Raw genomic sequence first — 21874 nt, 5'->3', positions numbered from 1 at the left:
GATTTTAATTAGTTTCCGTCGGGTTTTATGGTGCTGTTTTGGGGGCTGGCTGGCAGGTTGAAAGTATCGGCAGGGTCAGGATGCGATGGATCATAAGGCGGTGCGTCAATAATATACTTCTCAATACCCAGGTGATTGCCCTTGATCCCCTCGATAACACATTTGGCAATTTCATAAGCTCCATAGCTGTTAAAGTGGGTATTATCTGCCAGGTCTTTAGGCTGGTTGGGGAACGAGTTGGCCGGATACCACACAAAAGCCTTTTTAGAACCTTCATTGCCCAACGCCTCATAAAGTTTAGCCGTCATGACATTAAGATCTATCAGCGGTACATTTTGCGCTTTGGCAACTTTCCTTGCAGCATCCGGATAATCGCCCAGCGTATTCACAACTTTACTGCTATCATTAAAAGCGCGGCGACTGGTAGAAGTTACAATAACCGGGATGGCATTTTTATCCCGTATTTTACTAATGAACAGCTTAAGGCGATCTGTATATGATTTATAGGCGCCATCTTCGGGACCTTTTTCTTTCTGATCATTATGCCCAAACTCGATAAAAAGATAATCCCCGGGCTTAATGATACTCAATATTTTATCCAAACGGTGGCTGTTTAAAAAGCTGCCCAGGGTAAGTCCCGATTCGGCATGATCGGCAATGGCTACCCCAGGTTTAAAAAACCTGGTGATCATTTGCCCCCAAGAGCACCAGGGCTCATCATCCTGGTCAACCACGGTGGAGTTTCCAGCCAGGTAAACAGTTACCTGGTCATCCACCTTTTCTATTTCAAGCGCATCAATACATGGCAGGGTATCATTAAATTCAAGGCTGAGTTTATCATCCCAGTCATATTTTCCAAATTCGCGGGGTTTAAGGGATACTTTACCGCCTGTGCCGATATCCGGTTTACGTATATTTACTATGAAGCTTACCCGTTTTATGTTGCCTTTACTGGTTTTAACTTTCTCCAGCATCAGCCTGCGCGATTCTGCACGTACGGTTGTATTGCTGTTACCCTTAATGTCGCCCAATAGCAGTGTTACTTTATAATTGCCTTCGGGTACATTTACCGAAAAATAAAAGGGCTTATCGCTGGTTACGTAATCACCTGTAAGCAATTTCCGGGGATTGCGGACCACTGCTGTTACTTTTGAGTCAAAATCAAACCCATAACCTTTATTGTCATCAAATTGAACATCCGGGCCTATCTTTTGATAGCCATCGGCTGCCTTGCCGCTGCCAAAATCAAATTTAAAACTGGTTTTAGCTGCCTGTGCCAAAAGTGTTGCAGGTAAGGTAAACCACAGCAAAAAACAAAAGCAGGGCAATAAGATCTTGCGAGTCGACTTGATCATGACGAATGTTAATTTACCTGGTTATCTGGTTGCCCAAAATTGGGGCATGGTTTATAATAGATAAAGTTATACCATGGATACACAAACAGCGTCCTGCACTGTCCTGAATGAAGATACTGTTTGTGTAACAAATTCATTGCCTGTTCAAACTCATTAAGAATGATTCAAATGCTTTATGTACCGATTGGATAACCCTTTCATTTTTTAACACACATCAATGCTTATTTATTTTCTGTTGCCCAATTTTGGGGCATGAAAACAGAAACATTAGCGTATTTACCCGGAACTGACGTTGCAGAAAATTATACCGGCAATTTTTCCGAACTAAAAATTGCTATTGCCGGTATTTCTATAAGCCTGTTTATGATGAACCTCGACACAAGTATTGTGAGCGTAGGATTGCCAACAATGATTAAAAGCTTAAAAACCACTTTCGCTTCGGCACAATGGTTTGTGCTGGCTTACCTGCTTGTACTTACCGCTTTAATTACGGCCGCAGGACGGCTTGGCGACATTATAGGTAAAAAGAAATTATACCTGGCGGGTATTGTTATATTTACCGTAGCATCTTTGCTCTGCGGTATATCTAATAGTGCAGCATTATTTATCTTATTCCGAGGGTTACAAGGTTTGGGGGCCGCCTTAATATTGGCTTTGAGTATGGCCATAGCAACGGAACTCACACCTAAAAAAATGTTGGGCAAAACAATGGGGGTTTTATCAACCATAACAGCCCTGGGCATTGCAGGCGGACCAACAATTGGCGGCATATTGCTTTCAACTTTCGGGTGGCAATCTATGTTTTTGGTAAACATACCTTTTGGAATTGTGGCTTATGGATTGGGCTATAAATACATAAACAGCCCTACTATTAAAAAACGTATGCCTATTGATAAGGTTGGAATAATTTTATTGGCAGCAACCTTATCATCCTACTGTTTTGGCATGACCATGATTGAAAAAAGCTATTTTGGCAATCCTATTGTTTTAACGTTATTGGCAGTTACTATTATTGGTTTAGTTGTATTTATTCGGTTTGAGAAAAGAATAGCGCATCCTTTAATAAACGTCGCCATTTTTAAAAACAGGCTTATTAGCAAAAACCTGTTTACTACAGTGCTTGTTTATACCGTAATTATTACAACAGTAATATTGCCACCGTTTTACCTTTTAAAAGCAGCTAATTACAGCCTGGTACAGGTTGGGCTAATTATGTCATTCGGCCCTTTATTAACTGTTGCACTTAGTATTTACGCAGGCAAAATTGCCGACGGGTATGGTGCAAAAAATGTGATGTTTTGCGCAGTAATTACCATAGCCATTGGATGCTTTTGCATGAGCACAATTACCCCGGCCGATAATATTGTAGGTTATCTTTGGCGGATAGGAATTATTGCGCTGGGATTGAATTTTTTTAAAACCCCTAACAACACAGTTGTAATGGAAATAGCACCAGCAGACCAACGCGGGCTACTAAGTGGCTTTTTATCGCTGTCGCGGATTTTAGGGCAAATAACCGGAACAACAGTAATGGGCGTTATCTTCGCGGTTTTGTCGGGAGTGTCCGGCACTTCAAAAATTGGCAGCTCGCCGCAGGCAATAACCTATGGCTTTCATGTAGTGTTTTTGATAAACGCATTTATAGCATCGTTTGCGGCATTATTGATCTATCCGAAGTTCTTGAAACAAAATGCATAATTTTAATAAGTAATAAATTCGATTGAATGTTTATGAAAGAAACCTTAGCCAGGTACATCCAGAAAAAAGTTAAAATTAGTGATGAAGATTTGCAATTTATTCTTTCGCATTTTAAGCCCCGTACGGTTAAAAAGAAAGAAATTTTATTGCATGAAGGAGACTTGTCAAACAGGATGTATTTTGTTGTGAAAGGCTGTCTGCGAATCTATTTTATTAAAGACGTTGGCACAGAAGTTACCCGGAGAATCATATTTGAAAATGATGCATCATCGTCAATGGTGTCTTTTATCACCCAAAATAGATCAAAGGAATACATTGAAGCAGTAATGGACTCCGAACTGTTATATATGGATAGAAAGGATTTTTACCACCTGGTAGAAACTTTGCCTATATGGGAAAAATTTTATCGCCATCAGCTGGAATACGCTTATGTAATTAACACCAACAGGTTAATGAGTTTTATTACTAACGATGCTACCGAACGCTATTTATTATTGCTCAAAGAAAACCCCGAAATAATAAAACGGTTACCCAACAGGCTGGTGGCTAACTATTTGAATATTACACAAGAAGGATTAAGCAGGTTAAAATCAAAATTATAGAATGGCCCGGGCAACAAGCTGGTTAAAAAAGCTACCCTTTCACAGAGCAGTTTACAGCCTTAATGGTACAATCACCAGCCCTATGGTCCTTTATTAAAATAATTATGGCAAATAAAAAACCTCTTTTAGGGGGGTACTTACCGGTGAATTATCGGGATTGCTTTCCATAATATCGCCCATATAAGCCCACCATTTTTGCATAACGGCTTCTGCTGGTAAATTATCCAGTAATTTCTTGTCGGCTACTTTTAAAACGCCAATCAGGCTGTTGGTTTCCTCATCCAGGAAGATAACATAATCGCTTATTCCCGTATCTTTTAACAGCGCCGATAACTCGGGCCATATTGCATCATGCCGTTTTTTGTACTCCTGTTCAAAGCCCGGAAAAAGCTTCATTTTAAATGCTACGCGATCCATAGGTAAATATTAAAAGGTTAAATACGGCAAATGGTTACTGATATTTGATTCGTCCAAAAATCGCATATATATTTAAACGACTCTGTATGTTTTGCCAAAATAACATTTCTTTTCTCAGTGAGCAATCCTGTGGCATCCTGATTATCTTGACAGAATATTTTAACTTTGACCCGGTAAAGCCGCTTTTAAATTTATAACCAGGTACAGGATTTAATAATGAGATATGAAGTCTTCGCGTTTACTGGAATACATATTTATTGACTATTATTCATCCACACCCAAATACATACAATTAGCCAATTGCATTATTAAAAGTGTACGCGAAGGCAAACTGGTTATTAATGAAACACTACCCTCCATTAACGAGCTGAACCTCAATTTTGAAATATCGCGGGATACTGCCGAAAAAGCCTATAAACATTTAAAATCAATTGGCTTGCTTGGCTCCGTACCGGGTAAGGGATATTATATAAAAAACACCGAGGCCGGCCAGCAATACAAAGTGTTTTTAATATTCAATAAGTTAAGCACCCATAAAAAGCTGGTATATGATGCCATTGTTGATGGTCTTGGTCATGAGGCCGCTATCGACTTTTATATATACAATAACGATTTTGAGTTTTTTAAAAAGCTAATCCAAAACAATAGTAATGATTATACGCACTACGTAATTTTACCGCACTTTATGGATGGTGGCGAAAATGTACATGATATCATCAATACCTTACCCAAAGACAAGCTGATAATACTCGACAAACTTGTGCCAGGTGTAAAAGGCGACTTCGCCGCGGTATACGAAAATTTTGAAAAAGATATTTTTCATGCCCTGGAGCAGGCGTTGCCGCAGCTAAGCAAGTACCATACGTTAAAGATCATATTTCCCGAATACACCTATTTTCCGGGTGAGATATTAAAAGGTTTCTTTACCTTCTGTATCCAGTACGCCTTTACCTATAAAGTTGTTCATGATATACATGGAGAGCCTATAAACGAAGGCGAGGTTTTTATAAACCTGATGGAGAATGACCTGGTTGTTTTGATTGAACGGATGCTATCGACAAAATTGCAGATAGGTAAAGATGTTGGTGTGATATCGTATAACGAAACCCCGCTAAAAAAAATTATACTAAACGGCTTAACCACCATATCAACAGATTTTGAAAAAATGGGAGAAATGACTGCCGACATTATAAAAAACGGGTATACAGGCAGGTATGAGGTGCCATTTTATTTAACCTTAAGATCATCATTATAAGCCTGTACCACGACAAGTATTATAATGATTTCCGGATAATGATCTTAAATTCATTTTTGATAACAGCTGCTTTATTTTGGAGCATGAGCTCTGCAGTTTTCCGGCCCATTTCTTCAAAGTCGGTAGATATTACGGTGATATCCAGCAGTTCTTTAAATACAGTTTCGTTGAATGATATAATGCCTATATCTTTCCTTAATTTGTTGCCGGTGATCCTGACAGCCTTAATCAGGTCGGCTAAATCATCCTCGGCAAGTACAATATATACAGTGCCTTTTTTTAGCTCATCCAGTTTAACTGACGAAACAACTTCAAATTTCTTTTGGTTCTCTTCACAAAACTGGGCGATACCATCTTTTATCTCAGGCGGATGGTGGCGGTTGAAAGGGAAAATAACTGCTACTCGTTCATATTTTGCTAAATGATAGGTAACTTCATTTAACGCACCATAAATATCATTTCTGAAGTCCTGGAATACTGCAGAAACATTGTTTAATTGGGGGAGGTACTTATCTACCAATATCAGTTGGCCGGCCGGAATTCTTTTTAAAATATTTAAGTATTCCAGCTCGTTAGCATTGTCAAAAAAGTGCGGCATCACCAGGTAGTAATGGTAATTGCCCAAATTAGCTTCTATACTCTCTTCAAGCAAAGCAGGATTGTAGTGGTGAATATGAAGATCGACCCTGCCTTTGTCGCCCAGGGTTTGCACTATAGCATCATACACGTTTTTTTTATAAGAGCTCAGTTTGTTGAACAACAACAAAACCTTCATCCTTACATCGGGCTTACCAATTACAAAATACCCTTTTCCCGAAACTGAATGGATATATCCCTCCTGTTTTAGAATGATATAGGCTTTTTCAATAGTATCCCTTGATACGCCATATTGTTTGCTATAAATGTTTATGGATAACAGTTGTTCATTTTTTCGGTAAACGCCTTTATCTATATCTTTTTTAATGGAATTGGCCGTTTGTTGCACCAGGGACTTTACCCTATAATTATTTATTTGTTTTGTTCCCATTAGGTTTAGCTGATACCAGGTTAATGATTTACAACAATAGGAAAATTAAATCATACCTCATCACTCCGCGGTAAACCCTATATCGTGGTATTTTCAGGTTAAGGCCATTTGTTGTGATAGTGCAAGGTAAAGCAACGTTTTTTTGTTCACCGCTTTAACCACGCGTATTAATTCTTATTTTCGCCCATCTTATATGTCTATGTCAGAATCTATCTCCACCCCTGTCCAACCCAACCTCGTAGAAATCGTCTCCAAATACATCCTGCTCGAAGTAAGCCGAAAAGCGCTTAAAGGTAAGTGCCCCTTCCACAAAGACCAGGCTACATCATTAATGGTTTACGAAGAAAAAAATATGTTTCAATGTTTCGGCTGTGGCAAAGGCGGCGGCCCGATAGAATTTGTGATGGCAATTGAAAATAAATCGCGCGAAGACGCAATCGGGCTTATCGCCCAGGCAAAATAAAGACGTACGGCACCGGGGGCTATCGTCAAAATCTTCGATTTATCACCAATTGCGTAAACGTGTTAATTAGTTGCACAAAAATTGAAACTAATTGAACTTTTTTGCCGTCTTTTTGACTTAATTTTGAGTGTTTGTGTACCGTTTTCGTGGCAATTTCGTGGCACACCAAAATTAAATGGCGGCAATTTATTTTACCGTCTTTTCACCGGGATAATAACGGGCGGGTTATCTCATTTCCATTTAAATGTTATAATGTAAGTTTTTTCTTGGATAAGTAAAAATTTATGGCCTAATTTGCACCCAAATTAAAAACACAGTAATACCTCAACAAAAATGAATCAACCAAGCTTAAATAAGCCCGCAACAAGAGCAACATTTGCTCCCATTGCCGCTGCTTTGGGTTCGACTGTTTTTTTATCCTGCCCTTCCCGACGAAGGCCCTATATGCCAAGGGTTTGAATTAATTTCCCGTACTAAACCCCGCAAAAGAGTTGTTAAACTTCTTTGTAAAAAAGCCATCTAATTATTAAGGCGATCAAAAGCCAATTAATTTAACGGTAATTATCTATTTAAATGACCATACAAGATTTTGATATTCAGGTTGCTACAGCACAGCATGTAGATTATGCCACAATGATTTGCGATGAAATGGCCGAATCGGCCAAGGCACGCGGAACGGGTATTGCGCAACGGTCGCCAGAATATGTTGCCAACAAAATGCTGGAAGGCAAAGCAGTTATCGCCTTGCATAAAGACGGTACCTGGGCCGGCTTCTGCTACATTGAAACCTGGAGCCATGGCGATTTTGTTGCCAACTCGGGCCTTATCGTCAACCCAAACTTCCGTAAAGTGGGTTTGGCAAAGGCAATTAAACATGCCATTTTCCAGCTTTCGCGTAAAAAGTATCCGGAAGCCAAGATATTCGGACTAACCACTGGTCTGGCGGTAATGAAGATAAACTCAGAAATTGGATACGAACCAGTAACCTACTCTGAGCTTACGCAGGACGAAAACTTTTGGGCAGGCTGCAAAAGCTGCGTTAATTACGACATCCTGATGAGCAAAGGCCGCAAAAACTGCATGTGCACCGCCATGCTGTTCGATCCCGCCGAAAAAATGAAGCAGGACGAAGAAAAAATGAAACGCATTACGCATAAGGCCACATTATTGGAGAGGATAGAAAATGCCATAAAAAAACGCATTGGCCACATAGAAAGTTAAATAATAAAAATCACCCAAATAACACATAAAAGCTTTGAGCCTTCCGCTTTCAGCTTTAAGCCTCAAAAAATGAAAAAGAAAGTAGTATTAGCATACAGCGGCGGATTAGACACCTCATTTTGCTGTATATATTTAACACAGGATCTTGGTTATGAAGTTCATTCGGTAATTGTAAATACCGGCGGTTTTAGCGACGAAGAGTTAAAAGGGGTTGAAGAACGCGCTTATAAAATGGGCGTAACATCGCACCATGTGGTTGATGAAACCAAAAACTTTTACGATACCTGTGTTCGTTTTTTGATTTATGGTAATGTATTGAAAAACAACACTTACCCGCTTTCGGTAAGTGCCGAGCGTGTGAGCCAGGCTACTGCCATTGCTAACTACGCCAAAGAAATTGGCGCCGAGTTTGTTGCCCACGGCAGCACCGGTGCCGGTAATGACCAGGTACGTTTCGATATGATTTTCAATATCCTGGTTCCCGAAGTTAAGATCATCACTCCTATCCGCGATTTAAAATTAAGCCGCGAAGAGGAAATTCAATACCTGAAAGATCATGGAGTGGAAATGAACTTCGAGAAAGCCAAGTATTCAATTAACAAAGGCATTTGGGGAACATCTGTAGGTGGTAAAGAAACTTTAACATCTAACTTAGGTTTACCAGAAGAAGCATGGCCAACCCAGGTAACCGAATCTGAGGTAAAGGATCTTGTTCTTACCTTCGACAAAGGTGAATTAGTTGGTATTAACGATGAAAAATATGATCATCCAACCAAAGCAATCCAGGCTTTGCAGGCCATAGCTCAGCCATATGGCATTGGCAGGGATATTCACGTAGGTGATACCATTATTGGTATTAAAGGCCGGGTAGGCTTTGAGGCTGCAGCACCAATGGTAATTATAAAGGCTCACCATACTTTAGAGAAACACGTGCTAACCAAATGGCAGCTGTCCTGGAAAGATCAGCTTTCTGCTTTCTATGGTAACTGGCTGCATGAAGGCCAGTTCCATGACCCCATTATGCGTAACATGGAGGCCTTTTTAAGTGATACCCAGGCAAACGTAAGCGGTAAAGTATTTGTTCAATTACATCCATACCGTTTCCAGGTTGTAGGTATTGAATCGGATCATGATTTGATGTCGAATAAATTTGGTAGCTATGGCGAAATGAATAACTCCTGGAGCGGCGAAGACGTTAAAGGTTTCTCGAAAATATTTGGTAACCAGGTAATGATCTATCACAAAGTAAATGCCCCCCAGCCCCCTGAAGGGGGAGCGAAAATTGCTCAAGACTAATCATGGGAGATAAAGAAAATACCAACGCTATTCCTACTCCCCCTTTAGGGGGCAGGGGGGCTCCTTTTTCAAAAGGAGAATGCCTGAAGCATTATAACTGGGGAGATGATTGCCACGGCTGGACTTTTATTGATACCGAGGCATTATCTGTAAAACAGGAGCTAATGCCGCCAGACACGGCTGAACAATTACATTACCATGAAAAGGCAACTCAATTGTTCTTTATTTTGAAAGGGCGGGCAACTTTCTCCATTGATGGAGAAACAACCGTTTTAAAGCCGGAACAAGGCATCGAAATATTACCGGGGCAAAAACATTTCATCAGTAATAACGACCGGAGTGACCTGGAGTTTATTTTATATTCATATCCATCAACAAATAATGACAGGATCAATGTTGCCCCCTAACCCCCTGAAGGGGGAATAATAATTGATATTATGACTGATAATTTAAAAGATATAACAAGTAGTTCAACTCCCCCTTCAGGGGGTCGGGGGGCTATACGTGCAGGCATTATTGGCGGCGCGGGATATACCGGCGGCGAAATGCTGCGTATCCTCATTAACCACCCTAACGTTGATATTGCATTTGTACATAGCAACAGCAATGCCGGCAATTATATCTACGAGGTACATACCGATTTGTTTGGCGATTCCGACCTGAAATTCGCAGCGGAGTTTAATACTGATATTGATGTATTATTCCTTTGTGTAGGCCATGGCGATGCTAAAAAGTTTTTGGATGCGAATGAGATTCCAGACGAAGTAAAGATTATTGACCTTAGCCAGGACTTTCGTTTAAATCAAAATTCAAAAGTAAAAAGTAAAAACTTCACATACGGTTTGCCTGAGTTAAACAGGGAAACCATTAAAACGGCAGAAAACATAGCCAACCCGGGTTGTTTTGCTACTTGTTTGCAATTGGGATTATTGCCCCTTGCATCAAAAGGATTGTTAAACAACGAAGTACACATTACCGCAACTACCGGTTCAACAGGCGCAGGCCAAAGCCTGGCTGCCACTTCGCACTTTACGTGGCGGAATGATAACTTATCTGTTTACAAGGTGTTTAATCATCAGCATTTGAATGAGATAGGGCAATCGTTAAAGCAACTACAATCTGGTTTCGATAAAGCCATCAACTTTGTGCCTTACCGCGGCGACTTTACACGTGGTATTATCGCATCGATATACACAGAAAGCGACTTAAGCGAGGATGAAGCTTTAGCGCTATATCAAAACTATTACGATGGTCATCCATTTACCCACGTTACCAACAGGAACATCGATTTAAAGCAAATTGTAAACACCAACAAATGCTTTATTCAGGTACAAAAACATGGCAATAAAATATTCATTGTCAGCATTATGGATAATTTACTCAAGGGTGCCTCGGGCCAGGCAGTACAAAACATGAACCTAATGTTCGGACTGGACGAGCGCGCAGGGCTACGACTTAAGGCGACTGCTTTTTGAGCTTAGGGCTAAAGGCAGTTGCCGACGATAACCAAGATTTGTTTCAGCAAACAAATAAGTCAACTAACAAAGTTAAAGCCATGCTGATTGGCCTTATCAAACGCTAAGAAAATAAAGGCTTTCTGCCTTAAGCTTTTAGCTTTAAGCTTAAAAAAATGAAATTATTCGACGTATATCCTATCAATCCAATAAATATAGTAAGAGGCCAGGGCAGCCTTGTATATGATGCCCAGGACAACGAATACCTTGACATGTACGGCGGTCACGCTGTAATATCTATCGGGCACACACATCCCCACTATGTGAAGCGCTTAGAAGATCAATTGCACAAACTGGGTTTTTATTCCAACTCCATCGAAATCCCTATCCAAAAAGAACTGGCCACCAAATTAGGCAAAGTATCAGGCAAAGAAGATTATCAACTATTCCTTTGCAACTCCGGTGCCGAAGCAAACGAAAATGCTTTAAAGCTGGCATCGTTTTATAATGGCAAAAAGAAGGTTATCGCATTTACCAAGGCATTTCATGGCCGTACATCTTTAGCAGTTGCGGTTACCGATAACCCAAAGATTGTTGCCCCTATTAACGAAACCGACAATGTAATATTTTTACCCTGGGCTGATGAGGCTGCTTTGGCACAGGCTTTTGCCGATAACGAAATATCCTCTGTAATTATCGAGGGCATCCAGGGCGTTGGCGGTATCCAGGTAGCACCAGAAAGTTTTCTGCAAAAAACCCGGTCATTGTGCGATGAGTATAACGCTGTTTTTATAGCTGATTCTGTTCAATGTGGTTATGGGCGTACCGGTAAATTCTTCTCGCAGGATTTTGCAGGAGTTGATGCCGATATATACAGCATGGCCAAAGGAATGGGCAATGGTTTCCCGGTTGGTGGTATCATTATTTCGCCAAAAATACAGCCGGCTTATGGCATGCTGGGCACTACGTTTGGTGGCAACCATTTGGCCTGCGCCGCCGGATTAGCCGTGTTGGAAGTAATGGAACAGGATAACCTGATGCAAAATGCTGCCACAGTTGGCGAGTACCTGATAAAGGAACTTAAAAAACTGGAGCAGGTAAAAGAAGTAAGGGGCCGCGGTTTGATGATCGGGATTGAATTGCCCGAAGAGTTATCTCATGCCCGTAAAGAACTTTTATTTAAACACCATATTTTTACAGGCGAGGCTAAACCTAACGTAGTAAGGTTATTACCTGCTTTGAACTTAACCAGGGCTCATGCGGATAGGTTCCTGGAAGCCTTTGTAGATGTTTTAAATCAATAAGCGGCCCCTCTAAATCTCCCCTAAAGGGGAGACTATAAAAGTATTTGTTATATCTATATTAATAGACTTATGAAACTATTTTCTTCTGTAAACGACGTTACCGATATTGATGCCCTTGTAAAAGAGGCATTGGCGCTTAAGCAAAACCCTTATGCCAACCAGGAATTGGGCAAAAATAAAACCCTTGCATTGGTGTTTTTAAACCCAAGCCTGCGTACACGCATGAGCACGCAAAAAGCGGCCCTTAACCTGGGCATGAATGTGATGGTGCTTAACATCGATAAAGAAGGATGGGCGTTGGAGCTACGCGATGGCGTTGTAATGGACGGCACAACTGTTGAGCATATCCGTGAAGCGGCGGGCGTTATGGGGCAGTATGCCGATATTATTGGCGTACGTTCATTCCCCGGCTTGCGTAACCGCGAGGAAGATTATAGCGAAATGATATTTAACAAGTTTGTAGAGTTTTGCAAAGTACCGGTGGTGAGCCTGGAATCGGCTACCCGCCACCCTTTGCAAAGCCTTGCAGATTTGGTTACCATAACTGAATTAAAAACCACGGCGCGCCCTAAAGTTGTATTAACCTGGGCGCCGCATATTAAGCCGCTGCCACAAGCCGTACCGAATTCATTTTCCGAGTGGATGTGCAAGGCTGACGTTGATTTTACCATCGTACAGCCCAAAGGATATGAGCTTTGTGCCGATTTCATTCAAGGTGCAACTATCAGTTATAACCAGGATGAGGCATTGGCAGGCGCCGATTTTATCTACGTAAAAAACTGGTCGGCCTATGAGCCGTACGGTAACATATTAGGCAAAAATGAGGAATGGATGCTGACCAATGAAAAATTGAAATTAACCAATAATGCTAAGGTGATGCATTGCCTACCTGTTCGCCGTAACTTAGAGTTGTCTGACGAAATTTTGGACGGGCCTAACAGCATTGTTGTACACGAAGCCGGTAACCGCGTTTGGGCGGCCCAGGCAGTGCTAAAGCAAATGCTGGAAAGCTTGTAGTTAGCTTTTATAGATGCACATATTTAGCAAAAACTTAACTCTTGATTCTCGAGAACTATGTACATACCAGCTTTCAATAAGTTTCCCGACCAGCAAGAGGCCGTAAGTTTTATGCAACGCTACAGCTTTGCCACTATAATTACTGCCGATCATGATGTGCCGGTTGCTACCCACCTCCCCTTTTTGATTGAGCAGCATGATGATAAACTGGTGCTGTTATCTCATTTTGCCAAAGCAAACCCACAGGCATCGGCCATAATTAATAAACCTGTATTGGTGATATTTACCGAACCACATGCTTACATATCGCCCAGCAATTACGAAAAGGAAACCAATGTACCTACCTGGAATTACTTAGCTGTACACGCCTACGGAAAAGCAAGTTTATTAGCCGAGGGAAATGAAACTGCCGGTCTGTTAGCCAAAATGATAAACAATTATGAAGCCGGTTATCTGCAACAATGGAACAACCTACCTGATGATTACAAGCAAAGGATGATGAAAGGCATCGTGGCATTTGAAATCGTCGTCGACGATTTGCAAGGCAAACAAAAGCTAAGCCAGAACAGATCAGTACTTGAGCGTGAAAACATCATCAACACGCTAAGTAAAAGCGAAGATTCCGCTGAAAGCGAGATCGCCAAATATATGTCGAAATTAAAATAGCATTTATTCGATATACTTAGATGCCCTGTTTATCATAGCATTAAGTGTAAGTCCCTGAACTATTACCGAGAATATCACTATAAAATAACTTCCAGAGAGAATAAGATGACGGTAAGGCGTATTTGGCAGAGTTAGCGCCAGTGCTATGGAGATACCTCCCCTTAATCCAGCCCAGGTCATCACGTTAATATTGCTGTAATTTACCTTTAATGATCGCCTTAAAAAAGTAAGCGGCAACATAATACTCAGCCAGCGCGCTATCAAGATAAACACAATAGATATGCTCCCGGTAACCCAATAGTTGTTGACGAATGGTAAATTGATAAGCTGTAACCCGATCATTACAAACAAAATAGTATTCAGCATTTCATCAACCAATTGCCAAAATTTTTCCAGCGATTCATGCGACCGCTCTTTATTATCCTGGTTGATGGAATGGCTCCCGGCAAACAGACCTGCGGTCACCACTGCTAACGGTATCGAAAATTCAAAAATGGTGGCCAATACCGATAAGCCCATCACCAATGCCAGCGAGATAAGCACAATGGTTTGAAAATCCTTTACCGATTTCATCAGTCGTTGCGCAAGGTACCCAAAAACAGCTCCTGCTATAATCCCCAGCAAAACTTCCTTTAAAATGAGTACAACTACTTTCGAAGCCTCTATGTTTTTTTCGCCTACATTGGTTATTTCAAGTAAAATCACAAATAACACCAAACCTACGCCATCGTTAAATAGCGATTCGCCCGAAATAATGGTTTCCAGGTGCGCAGGCAATTTTGAATTTTTAACAATTGCCGAAACCGCCACCGGGTCGGTTGGCGATACTAAAGCCCCAAACAGCAGGCAATAAATAAGTGGCATATGAATATGAAAAAATGGAGCCAGGTAATACAACAGCGAGCCGAAAATGGCAGTAGATAATATTACCCCTAAGGTACTTAGCACCAGCACAGGCCGCATTTCTTTTTTAAGTTTTTTTCCATCGAGGTTAAACGCGCTGGAAAACAGCAGGAAACCCAGCATAATATTGAGCACCACCTTCGAGAAATCGATATTCTTGGCAAGGGTTGTTAAATACCCGGCTGTTGCGGGATCCAGTTTATCAACAACTAATATAACAATAGAAACTATGGTGGCTATCAAAACAATACCGATGGTACCCGGAAGTTTTATAAAGCGCGCATTTAGGTAGGAAAAAAATGCGCTTACGATAACCAATAAAGCAATAACAACAAACAGATCCATAGGCGTTTACTTTTTAACTAATAAAATAAACGCCGCAATGTTTTAAAACTAATAGCTTTTTATTTCCACCCAATGCCTGTTATCAGAATGACATACCAAAATTTTCAATTAAAAAGCCATCACGCCATGGCAAAATAATTAATGGCCCGGCTAACACCTATGATGCTTTTACAAACAACGTCAACTAACGAAAACAGGGGCTTTATTTTTCTTTATAATTAATAAAATTCAGGATATCTCCTTCCCTTTACATATAAAATATTTTAATTTAATATATAGCTCACATACCCATAACCGCTTAAGCAGTTTTTCATTTATGCTAATTTATTGCCCAGGTTGAAGTTTTTTTATTAAATATTATTAATTAATATCATACCTGCAATATAATACTAACTTTATATCATTATAAACTTAAAACAATATCAACCATGAGCTAAAACCCTATCACTTAACGCTTCCTTAAGCAAAGTGCCAAAAGAAGTAATTTCCAATTATTTAAAATCTAAAGCAGAACTACTATTTCAATCATCAACTATTAAAAACTTAAACATGAACAAGATAATCAATGTAAAATTATTGTTTGTTGCGATGACGCTTATGGCTATTGTTAGCAGCTGCCAAAAAGATGCAGGCGTCAAATCATTAGCACCATCGACACCAGCTTCGGGAAACAATTTCTCCTCCAGTATAGGTAATATTGCAGAAATCGATGTGTCGCATGGCGATAGTGTTTATTATTGGTCAAAATCAGGCACGGTAAGTTCAGGAACATTTACAAATTCTACAGCATACCGCGGACCTATCGCTTATACATTACCTGCCGGTAAAACACCAAATGATGTGGTTGCAATAGCTATTGCAAGCAACAACCATTGCTATTATTGGTATTCTGATGGAACCGTTTCTGTAGGCTATTCAAATAATGCTACCGCATACAGTGCTCCTGTAAGCTATACTTGCGCACCGGGTCAAACACCGACCACTATTTTGGCTATTTCCATAGCCAAAACTTCCAATAATGTATACACCTGGTATAAAAACGGAACTGCAACTGTGGGCTCGGCAACTAACCTTGCATCAATAAGGTCGGCTTATACTTATACACCGGCTTCGGGCAAATTAATTAGTGACATAGTTGGCATTGGAATAGCCGGAAGTAATGACCATACATGGGCATGGTATAATGACGGAACAACCAAGGCTGTTTCTTCAGGCTATACTAATATTTTGGATGCATATTCAGGTGCCACCGCTGCTTCCTTTTAATTAAATGCTATAAAAAACATTAGAGACCGCTGCCTCGGGCGGTTTCTAATATTAATCCTTGTTAAGTTCACTGCTGGCAAAACCGTTACGGAGTTGTTACTGAAAGCTAAGCAATTTGTTGCCTTACCTGTTTTCCGGATCCGTCATCCGGGTTTCCGTATCAAAATAACGTACAATCAGGCGGTTGTCGCTGTTTTTATTAAAATAATTAATAGCCCAGCTAAAAAATATAATTCCCTTATTGGTAAAACCGGCTAACGACATTAAATGCACAAAGCCCCACAATAACCAGGCAAAAAATCCCTGGAAATGCAGCCTGCCCAAATCGGCCACGGCTTTGTTACGACCTATTGTAGCTAACGATCCTTTGTCTTTATATTTAAACGGAACTGTAGCCTGGTTATTCAATATCCTCACCAGGTTTTTGGCAAGCCACTCTCCCTGCTGAATAGCCGCAGGTGCCACTCCCGGATGCCCATTTGGTGTTTCGGGTGTTATCATGGCCGATACATCGCCAATAGCGAAAATATTACTATAACCGTTTACTTTATTAATTTCATCAACCTGTATGCGGTTGCCCCTGGTAATATTAGTCTCGGGTAAGCCGGCAGGCACCTCGCCTTTTACGCCAGCTGCCCATAAAACATTGCGGGTAAGTATGGTAGTACCGTCATCTATTTTAAGCAAAACGCCATCGTAGCTTTGCACGTGCACACTATTGTAAATGGTGACGTCCATGTCTTCCAAAAACTTTTTTGCTTTTGCCGATGCTGCCTGCGAGAAGGCGCCAAGTACAACATCCTTACCCTCAACCAGGTAAACTTTCATATTATGTTTACGTAAGCCGTGATAATCCTTCATCAGAATTAACTGGCGCATTTCGGCAAGTGCGCCGGATAACTCCACACCGGTTGGCCCTCCGCCTACTACAACAAAAGTCATCAAAGCTGCTTTCTCTTCCGGGTCTTTGGTAACCAACGACATTTCGAGGTTTTGCAATATCAAACTACGCAGGTTTAATGCCTCGGGGATATTCTTCATCGGCATAGCAAAATGCTCAATTTCTTTGTTACCAAAAAAGTTAGTATTCGATCCTGTTGCAATAATCAGGTAATCATAATATACAGTGCCAATATTAGTGGTGAGTGTATTAGTTTCAGGATGTATCTGTTCAACTTCTGCGAGTGCAAACCTGAAATTATCTTGCTTTGTAAAAATCCTCCGTATTGGAAAACCAATAGAATCGGCAGCGATGGAACCGGCAGCTACCTGGTAAAGCAACGGTTGAAATGTATGGTAATTATGTTTATCAAGCAGCAGTACGTCTACCGGTGCATTTTTAAGGTTTTTAGCTAATTCCAGTCCGCCAAAACCGCCGCCAATGATCACTACACGTGGCTTTGTACCTTTCTTTTTATCCATAGGGAAAATTTACAGCAAGTTTAATGCCTTAAACTGAAGTATACTAATTATTTCATAATCAAATTGTAAACTTACAATACTGTAACCAGATAATCATTTTTGAATGATTTTTATAAGAAATAGACTATAATTTCTTATTTTTAACAGATTTTTCTTAAAAACAGAGTCAAATTGATAAGTGCCGTGTTAAATTACTGTGAAGAATGAACAAAAGTGATACAGTTTCTATTAAATCGACTGAAATAGCGGCCAAAAAAAGTCTGCATGTTATCAAAATCGGCGGAAATGTAATAGATAACTCCGAAAACTTATATCATTTCCTGAAAGATTTTGAAACGCTGGATGGCTTTAAAATATTGGTACATGGCGGTGGTAAGGTAGCAACACAAATAGCGGGAGATTTGGGCATTGAAGCAAAGCTTGTTGATGGCCGGCGCATAACCGATATAGAAACGTTAAAAGTGGTTACCATGGTATACGGTGGCCTCATTAATAAAAACATAGTAGCTCAGTTACAACGCTTTGGCAATAACGCCATAGGGCTTACCGGCGCAGACGGTAATTTTATTAAAGCAAAAAAACGCCCGGTAAAAACTATTGATTATGGTTTTGTGGGCGATATAGACGAAAACTCTATCAACCCGGGTAATATAAGCAAATTGATGGAAGCGGGATTTACCCCCGTTTTTTGCGCGATAACGCACGATGGAGAAGGGCAGTTGCTAAATACTAATGCCGATACTATTGCATCGGCGTTAGCGGTGAACCTGGCATCGTTGTATGATACAACCCTGATTTATTGCTTTGAAAAAAAGGGGGTTTTACAAGACATTGATGATGAGGATTCATTAATACGCGAGATAAACCCGGAGCACTACGAAGAATTAAAAAAAGAGAGAATTATACACAGCGGTATGCTGCCTAAACTCGATAATGCATTTACGGCGATAGCCTGCGGCGTAAAAGCAGTAATAATTGGCAAAAGCGACGATTTAGGAAATATAAAGAATAACAAACCATTTGGAACTCGTTTAAGTAAAACCACATGAACGCATCACAGCAAATAGCCATTTTGGGCTCTGGAAACATCGGGCTTTCATTAGCCAAAGGGTTAGTTAAAGCAGGTATTTGCAAACCTCAGCAAATAACACTTACACGCAGAAATGTAGGTGCACTGGCAGATTACGCCGCTTTAGGCTATCATACCACCGATAACAATTTAAAAGCCGTTAAAAAATCGGATATTATAGTTTTGGCAGTTTTGCCACAGCAATTGAATAAGTTACTTGACGAGATAAGGCCTGCGATTAAGCCCGAAAAACAACTCCTAATATCAGTAATATCCGGCGTTAGTTGCAGCGACATTCGCCAGCAGCTGGAATTAAACGTGCAGGTGGTGCGTGCCATGCCTAATACAGCCATAGCAATTGGCCACTCCATGACTTGTATTGCCACCGATAACGGTACCAATAAAAACATCAACCTGGTAAAATCACTTTTTGACACCGTTGGCGTAAGCATCCAGATTAATGAAGAATTAATGACATCGGCTACCGCACTTTGTGCCTGCGGTATTGCTTTCTTTTTACGCTCTATCCGTGCTGCATCGCAAGGCGGCACCGAGATTGGTTTCCACGCCGGCGACGCCTTGAAGATGGCTGCGCAAACGGCCAAAGGCGCTGCCGATTTGTTATTGCAGCTATCATCGCACCCCGAACAGGAAATTGATAAGGTAACATCGCCAAGCGGTTGTACCATTGCCGGGCTTAACGAGATGGAACACAATGGCTTTAGTTCGGCCATGATAAAGGGCATTAAGTTATCTGCCGAAAAGGCCGGCGACCTTTATAAAAAGGAAGAGCATTAATATTGACACACAAATTGTCACAGATTTTTTCTAATTACACGAATTAGATTGGTTCAAGACAATGCTGCAATACACTAATTAGTGCCAGTTTTTTCGAATTTTACGAGTTTGATTGGCGTAAAGGCAGTTATATCATATAAAGTTTTCATATCTAAATAGACAAAAATTTGTTTTTTATTCGTGTAATTCGACAAAATTCGTGTCTATTCGTGTTTTAAAATAATGTTAACAGTAGAAAAAATCGGCGGTACATCCATGACCGCATTAGGTGATGTGATCAAAAACATTATCCTGTTTGAGCGCAGCGGCGACCAGCTTTACAACCGCATCTTTGTAGTATCGGCATTTTCGGGGGTAACCAACCTTTTGCTTGAAAATAAGAAAACCAAGGCCCCTGGTGTTTATCATCGTTTGGCAACTTATAAGGATTTTCATAAGCCACTTAAAGAACTTATTGTTAAACTAAAGCAACTCAATAAAAACTACGAAGGCCTTGGCTTAAACCTTACCCAGGCCGATGCCTTTATTGAGCAACGTCTTAAAGACGCACAAACTTACCTGGAAAATATTGCCAATATACTCGCCTCTGGCTATGTAAATAAAGCTGACGTCTTGCTGGCTGCACGCGAAATCCTGGCATCGATAGGCGAAAGTCATTCGGCGTTTGTATTTGCCAATGTATTGCAAAATATGGGCATCAACGCCACTTTTGTTGATTTGAGCGGCTTCCATGATCACCGTTCGTTAACTATCGATCAACGCATCAGGAAAGATCTGCAGCATATAGATTTTGCCGGCACCATTACTATTGTAACCGGTTACGCCAAAGGCACCGAAGGTATTATGCGCGAGTTTGATCGCGGCTACTCTGAAGTTACTTTTAGTAAAATAGCCGTTGAAGTAAAACCGCAGGAAGCCATCATCCATAAAGAATACCATTTGTGCACTGCCGACCCGCAATTGGTAGGCGTTGAAAATTGTTTCCCGGTAGGCAATACCAACTACGATGTGGCCGACCAATTGGCTGATGTGGGCATGGAAGCTATCCATCCAAAAGCATCCAAACCATTAGAGATCAATGATATTGACCTGAGAATAAAAAATACTTTCCAACCCGAACATCCCGGCACACTAATCACACGCGAGTACATATGTGATAAAAAAAGGGTTGAAGTAATTACCGGTACCGAGCAAGTAATGATGATTGATATATACGACCCATCGATGGTGGGCAACGTAGGTACCGATTTTCATATCATGCAGCTGTTTTATAAATATGGCGTAAGCTATACTTTTAAGGCCACAAGCGCCAACAGTATCTCGATTGTGATATGGGATAAGGATTTCAATAAAAAGCTTATACAGGAGCTTGAAGATGACTATGAGAAAGTAACTGTAGAAAAAATGGCCATGGTATGCCTCATCGGTTCTAATATGGATCAGCCAGGCTTATTAGCCAAATCGGCAACGGCGCTTGCACAAAAAGGTATCAATATTAAAAGCTGTGGCTTTGCCCTGCGCAAGGTAAACATCCAGTTTTTGGTTGCAAGAGAAGATTTTGCCGAAGCTATTAAAGCATTGAATAAGGCGATGATATAGCCATTATATTTTCGCTTGCTGAATTTCAATAGCCCTTATACTAAAATCATCAAGCGTATTTACAAGTTCTTTACGAGTCGACTTAACACAATCTAAGTCAATCCTAAAGGCCTTTTTCTTTTTAGAATAAATGCGGAATCGCTTTATAGCACTTGTTTTTGCTACATAGCCTTGGGGTTGGTACATTGACAAAAGAAGTATATCGTCAATTGCGGTTACTTCCTCAATATCATCCCAACAATATTTCATGTTATTTACCCTATCATAAATGCAGGTCTCATCAACCTCTAAAACTGCCTGTTTGGTTAGTGCAACTTTGATTAAATTATAATTTCTCATAACGATCAAGAATGTCATTATCACCCAAAAGGCACCAATCCATAAATAAAAGTGCCCATGTTCGCTACTTCGCGGCCAAAATACATGAATACAACAGATAGTTAACCAGACTAACACGTTAAACGTGTTGTATTTTAATCTTTTTCCGAATTTAAAATAATATTTCATCCTTCATCAAATCTAGCAAATTGCCCCAAATAACTCTTTTCGGATTAGTTCTCTCTCTTTCCCTTTACATTGTAACTTTCCCGTGGTTAATTTTTATAAGCGGGCTATTTTGAGCATATTTAATGGTTAACAAAGTTGATATGCGTAAACTTTTACTAATAACCCTTTTGTCGGCTATCTACGTCAGCCT

The 21874-nt window shown here is 40.5% G+C and carries 21 protein-coding genes; 15 read left to right on the top strand and 6 right to left on the bottom strand.

The features are described 5' to 3' along the window. Positions 1-8: 8 nt before the first annotated feature. Positions 9-1355: a rhamnogalacturonan acetylesterase gene (locus BMX56_RS12135; RefSeq protein ID WP_090647196.1), complete on the bottom strand. Its 1347-nt coding sequence runs from the start codon at positions 1353-1355 to the stop codon at positions 9-11. A 252-nt stretch (positions 1356-1607) separates the two neighbouring features. Between BMX56_RS12135 and BMX56_RS12130 the strand changes: the two genes are divergently transcribed. Together BMX56_RS12130 and BMX56_RS12125 are read left to right on the top strand one after the other, a co-directional pair. Next, complete coding sequence (locus tag BMX56_RS12130; protein ID WP_090647191.1) at positions 1608-3053, top strand: MFS transporter; 1446 nt, start codon at positions 1608-1610, stop codon at positions 3051-3053. Positions 3054-3085: 32 nt separating this feature from the next. Next, a complete protein-coding gene (locus BMX56_RS12125; RefSeq protein ID WP_090648007.1) occupies positions 3086-3655 on the top strand; it encodes a Crp/Fnr family transcriptional regulator in 570 nt (189 codons plus the stop codon). Between the two features lie 102 nt (positions 3656-3757). On the opposite strand, the gene rhaM is transcribed toward BMX56_RS12125, so the two are convergent. Then, entirely contained in the window at positions 3758-4072 is a 315-nt protein-coding gene (gene rhaM, locus BMX56_RS12120; RefSeq protein WP_090647188.1) for an L-rhamnose mutarotase, read from the bottom strand. 223 nt (positions 4073-4295) lie between these two features. On the opposite strand from rhaM, the gene BMX56_RS12115 reads away from it, so the two are divergent. Beyond that, positions 4296-5327 carry a GntR family transcriptional regulator gene (locus BMX56_RS12115; RefSeq protein WP_090647184.1) on the top strand — a complete coding sequence of 344 codons (1032 nt, stop codon included), beginning with the start codon at positions 4296-4298 and terminating at the stop codon, positions 5325-5327. A 19-nt stretch (positions 5328-5346) separates the two neighbouring features. Here the strand turns inward: BMX56_RS12115 and BMX56_RS12110 are convergent, their stop codons facing one another. Continuing rightward, the gene (locus BMX56_RS12110; protein WP_090647179.1) at positions 5347-6354 is read right to left on the bottom strand and encodes a GntR family transcriptional regulator; all 1008 of its coding nucleotides are present in this window, start codon (positions 6352-6354) and stop codon (positions 5347-5349) included. 199 nt (positions 6355-6553) lie between these two features. On the opposite strand from BMX56_RS12110, the gene BMX56_RS12105 reads away from it, so the two are divergent. From BMX56_RS12105 to BMX56_RS12070, 8 genes are all read left to right on the top strand, one after another. Continuing rightward, on the top strand, positions 6554-6817 hold the full coding sequence (locus tag BMX56_RS12105; protein ID WP_177183788.1) for a CHC2 zinc finger domain-containing protein: 264 nt from the start codon (positions 6554-6556) through the stop codon (positions 6815-6817). Positions 6818-7390: 573 nt separating this feature from the next. Beyond that, entirely contained in the window at positions 7391-8038 is a 648-nt protein-coding gene (locus BMX56_RS12100; protein WP_090647169.1) for an N-acetyltransferase, read from the top strand. 69 nt (positions 8039-8107) lie between these two features. Further along, a complete protein-coding gene (argG, locus tag BMX56_RS12095; protein ID WP_090647165.1) occupies positions 8108-9334 on the top strand; it encodes an argininosuccinate synthase in 1227 nt (408 codons plus the stop codon). A 2-nt stretch (positions 9335-9336) separates the two neighbouring features. Further along, on the top strand, positions 9337-9741 hold the full coding sequence (locus BMX56_RS12090) for a cupin domain-containing protein (RefSeq protein WP_090647161.1): 405 nt from the start codon (positions 9337-9339) through the stop codon (positions 9739-9741). 30 nt (positions 9742-9771) lie between these two features. Continuing rightward, positions 9772-10809: an N-acetyl-gamma-glutamyl-phosphate reductase gene (gene argC / locus BMX56_RS12085; RefSeq protein WP_090647156.1), complete on the top strand. Its 1038-nt coding sequence runs from the start codon at positions 9772-9774 to the stop codon at positions 10807-10809. A gap of 155 nt (positions 10810-10964) precedes the next feature. Further along, on the top strand, positions 10965-12092 hold the full coding sequence (locus BMX56_RS12080) for an aspartate aminotransferase family protein (protein WP_090647152.1): 1128 nt from the start codon (positions 10965-10967) through the stop codon (positions 12090-12092). 69 nt (positions 12093-12161) lie between these two features. Then, positions 12162-13109, top strand: coding sequence for an N-acetylornithine carbamoyltransferase (locus tag BMX56_RS12075; protein WP_090647148.1), 948 nt, complete (start codon positions 12162-12164; stop codon positions 13107-13109). Between the two features lie 57 nt (positions 13110-13166). Next, positions 13167-13775: an FMN-binding negative transcriptional regulator gene (locus tag BMX56_RS12070; RefSeq protein ID WP_090647144.1), complete on the top strand. Its 609-nt coding sequence runs from the start codon at positions 13167-13169 to the stop codon at positions 13773-13775. Positions 13776-13778: 3 nt separating this feature from the next. Here BMX56_RS12070 and BMX56_RS12065 read toward each other — a convergent pair whose 3' ends face one another. After that, positions 13779-15023 (bottom strand): cation:proton antiporter, encoded by a 1245-nt coding sequence (locus BMX56_RS12065; protein WP_090647141.1) that lies wholly within the window; start codon positions 15021-15023, stop codon positions 13779-13781. 549 nt (positions 15024-15572) lie between these two features. Here BMX56_RS12065 and BMX56_RS12060 point away from each other — a divergent pair. After that, a complete protein-coding gene (locus tag BMX56_RS12060) occupies positions 15573-16289 on the top strand; it encodes a hypothetical protein (RefSeq protein ID WP_090647138.1) in 717 nt (238 codons plus the stop codon). Positions 16290-16412: 123 nt separating this feature from the next. Here the strand turns inward: BMX56_RS12060 and BMX56_RS12055 are convergent, their stop codons facing one another. Then, positions 16413-17711 carry an NAD(P)/FAD-dependent oxidoreductase gene (locus tag BMX56_RS12055; RefSeq protein ID WP_090647134.1) on the bottom strand — a complete coding sequence of 433 codons (1299 nt, stop codon included), beginning with the start codon at positions 17709-17711 and terminating at the stop codon, positions 16413-16415. A 203-nt stretch (positions 17712-17914) separates the two neighbouring features. Here BMX56_RS12055 and argB point away from each other — a divergent pair, with 203 nt between their 5' ends. The 3 genes from argB (at position 17915) to BMX56_RS12040 (ending at position 21177) form a co-directional block, all read left to right on the top strand. After that, entirely contained in the window at positions 17915-18760 is an 846-nt protein-coding gene (gene argB / locus BMX56_RS12050; protein WP_090647129.1) for an acetylglutamate kinase, read from the top strand. Beyond that, on the top strand, positions 18757-19578 hold the full coding sequence (gene proC / locus BMX56_RS12045; protein ID WP_090647124.1) for a pyrroline-5-carboxylate reductase: 822 nt from the start codon (positions 18757-18759) through the stop codon (positions 19576-19578). The genes argB and proC overlap by 4 nt, the downstream gene beginning before the upstream one ends. 222 nt (positions 19579-19800) lie before the next feature. Beyond that, positions 19801-21177: an aspartate kinase gene (locus BMX56_RS12040; RefSeq protein WP_090647120.1), complete on the top strand. Its 1377-nt coding sequence runs from the start codon at positions 19801-19803 to the stop codon at positions 21175-21177. A 3-nt stretch (positions 21178-21180) separates the two neighbouring features. Here the strand turns inward: BMX56_RS12040 and BMX56_RS12035 are convergent, their stop codons facing one another. Then, positions 21181-21516 carry a hypothetical protein gene (locus BMX56_RS12035; protein WP_143065434.1) on the bottom strand — a complete coding sequence of 112 codons (336 nt, stop codon included), beginning with the start codon at positions 21514-21516 and terminating at the stop codon, positions 21181-21183. Positions 21517-21874 lie beyond the last annotated feature (358 nt).

Source organism: Mucilaginibacter sp. OK283 (genome assembly GCF_900110415.1).
In the GTDB taxonomy this organism is placed as follows: Bacteria; Bacteroidota; Bacteroidia; order Sphingobacteriales; family Sphingobacteriaceae; genus Mucilaginibacter.
The sequence above is the reverse complement of the archived record's forward strand: the minus strand, read 5'-3'. Positions and strand labels throughout refer to the sequence as shown.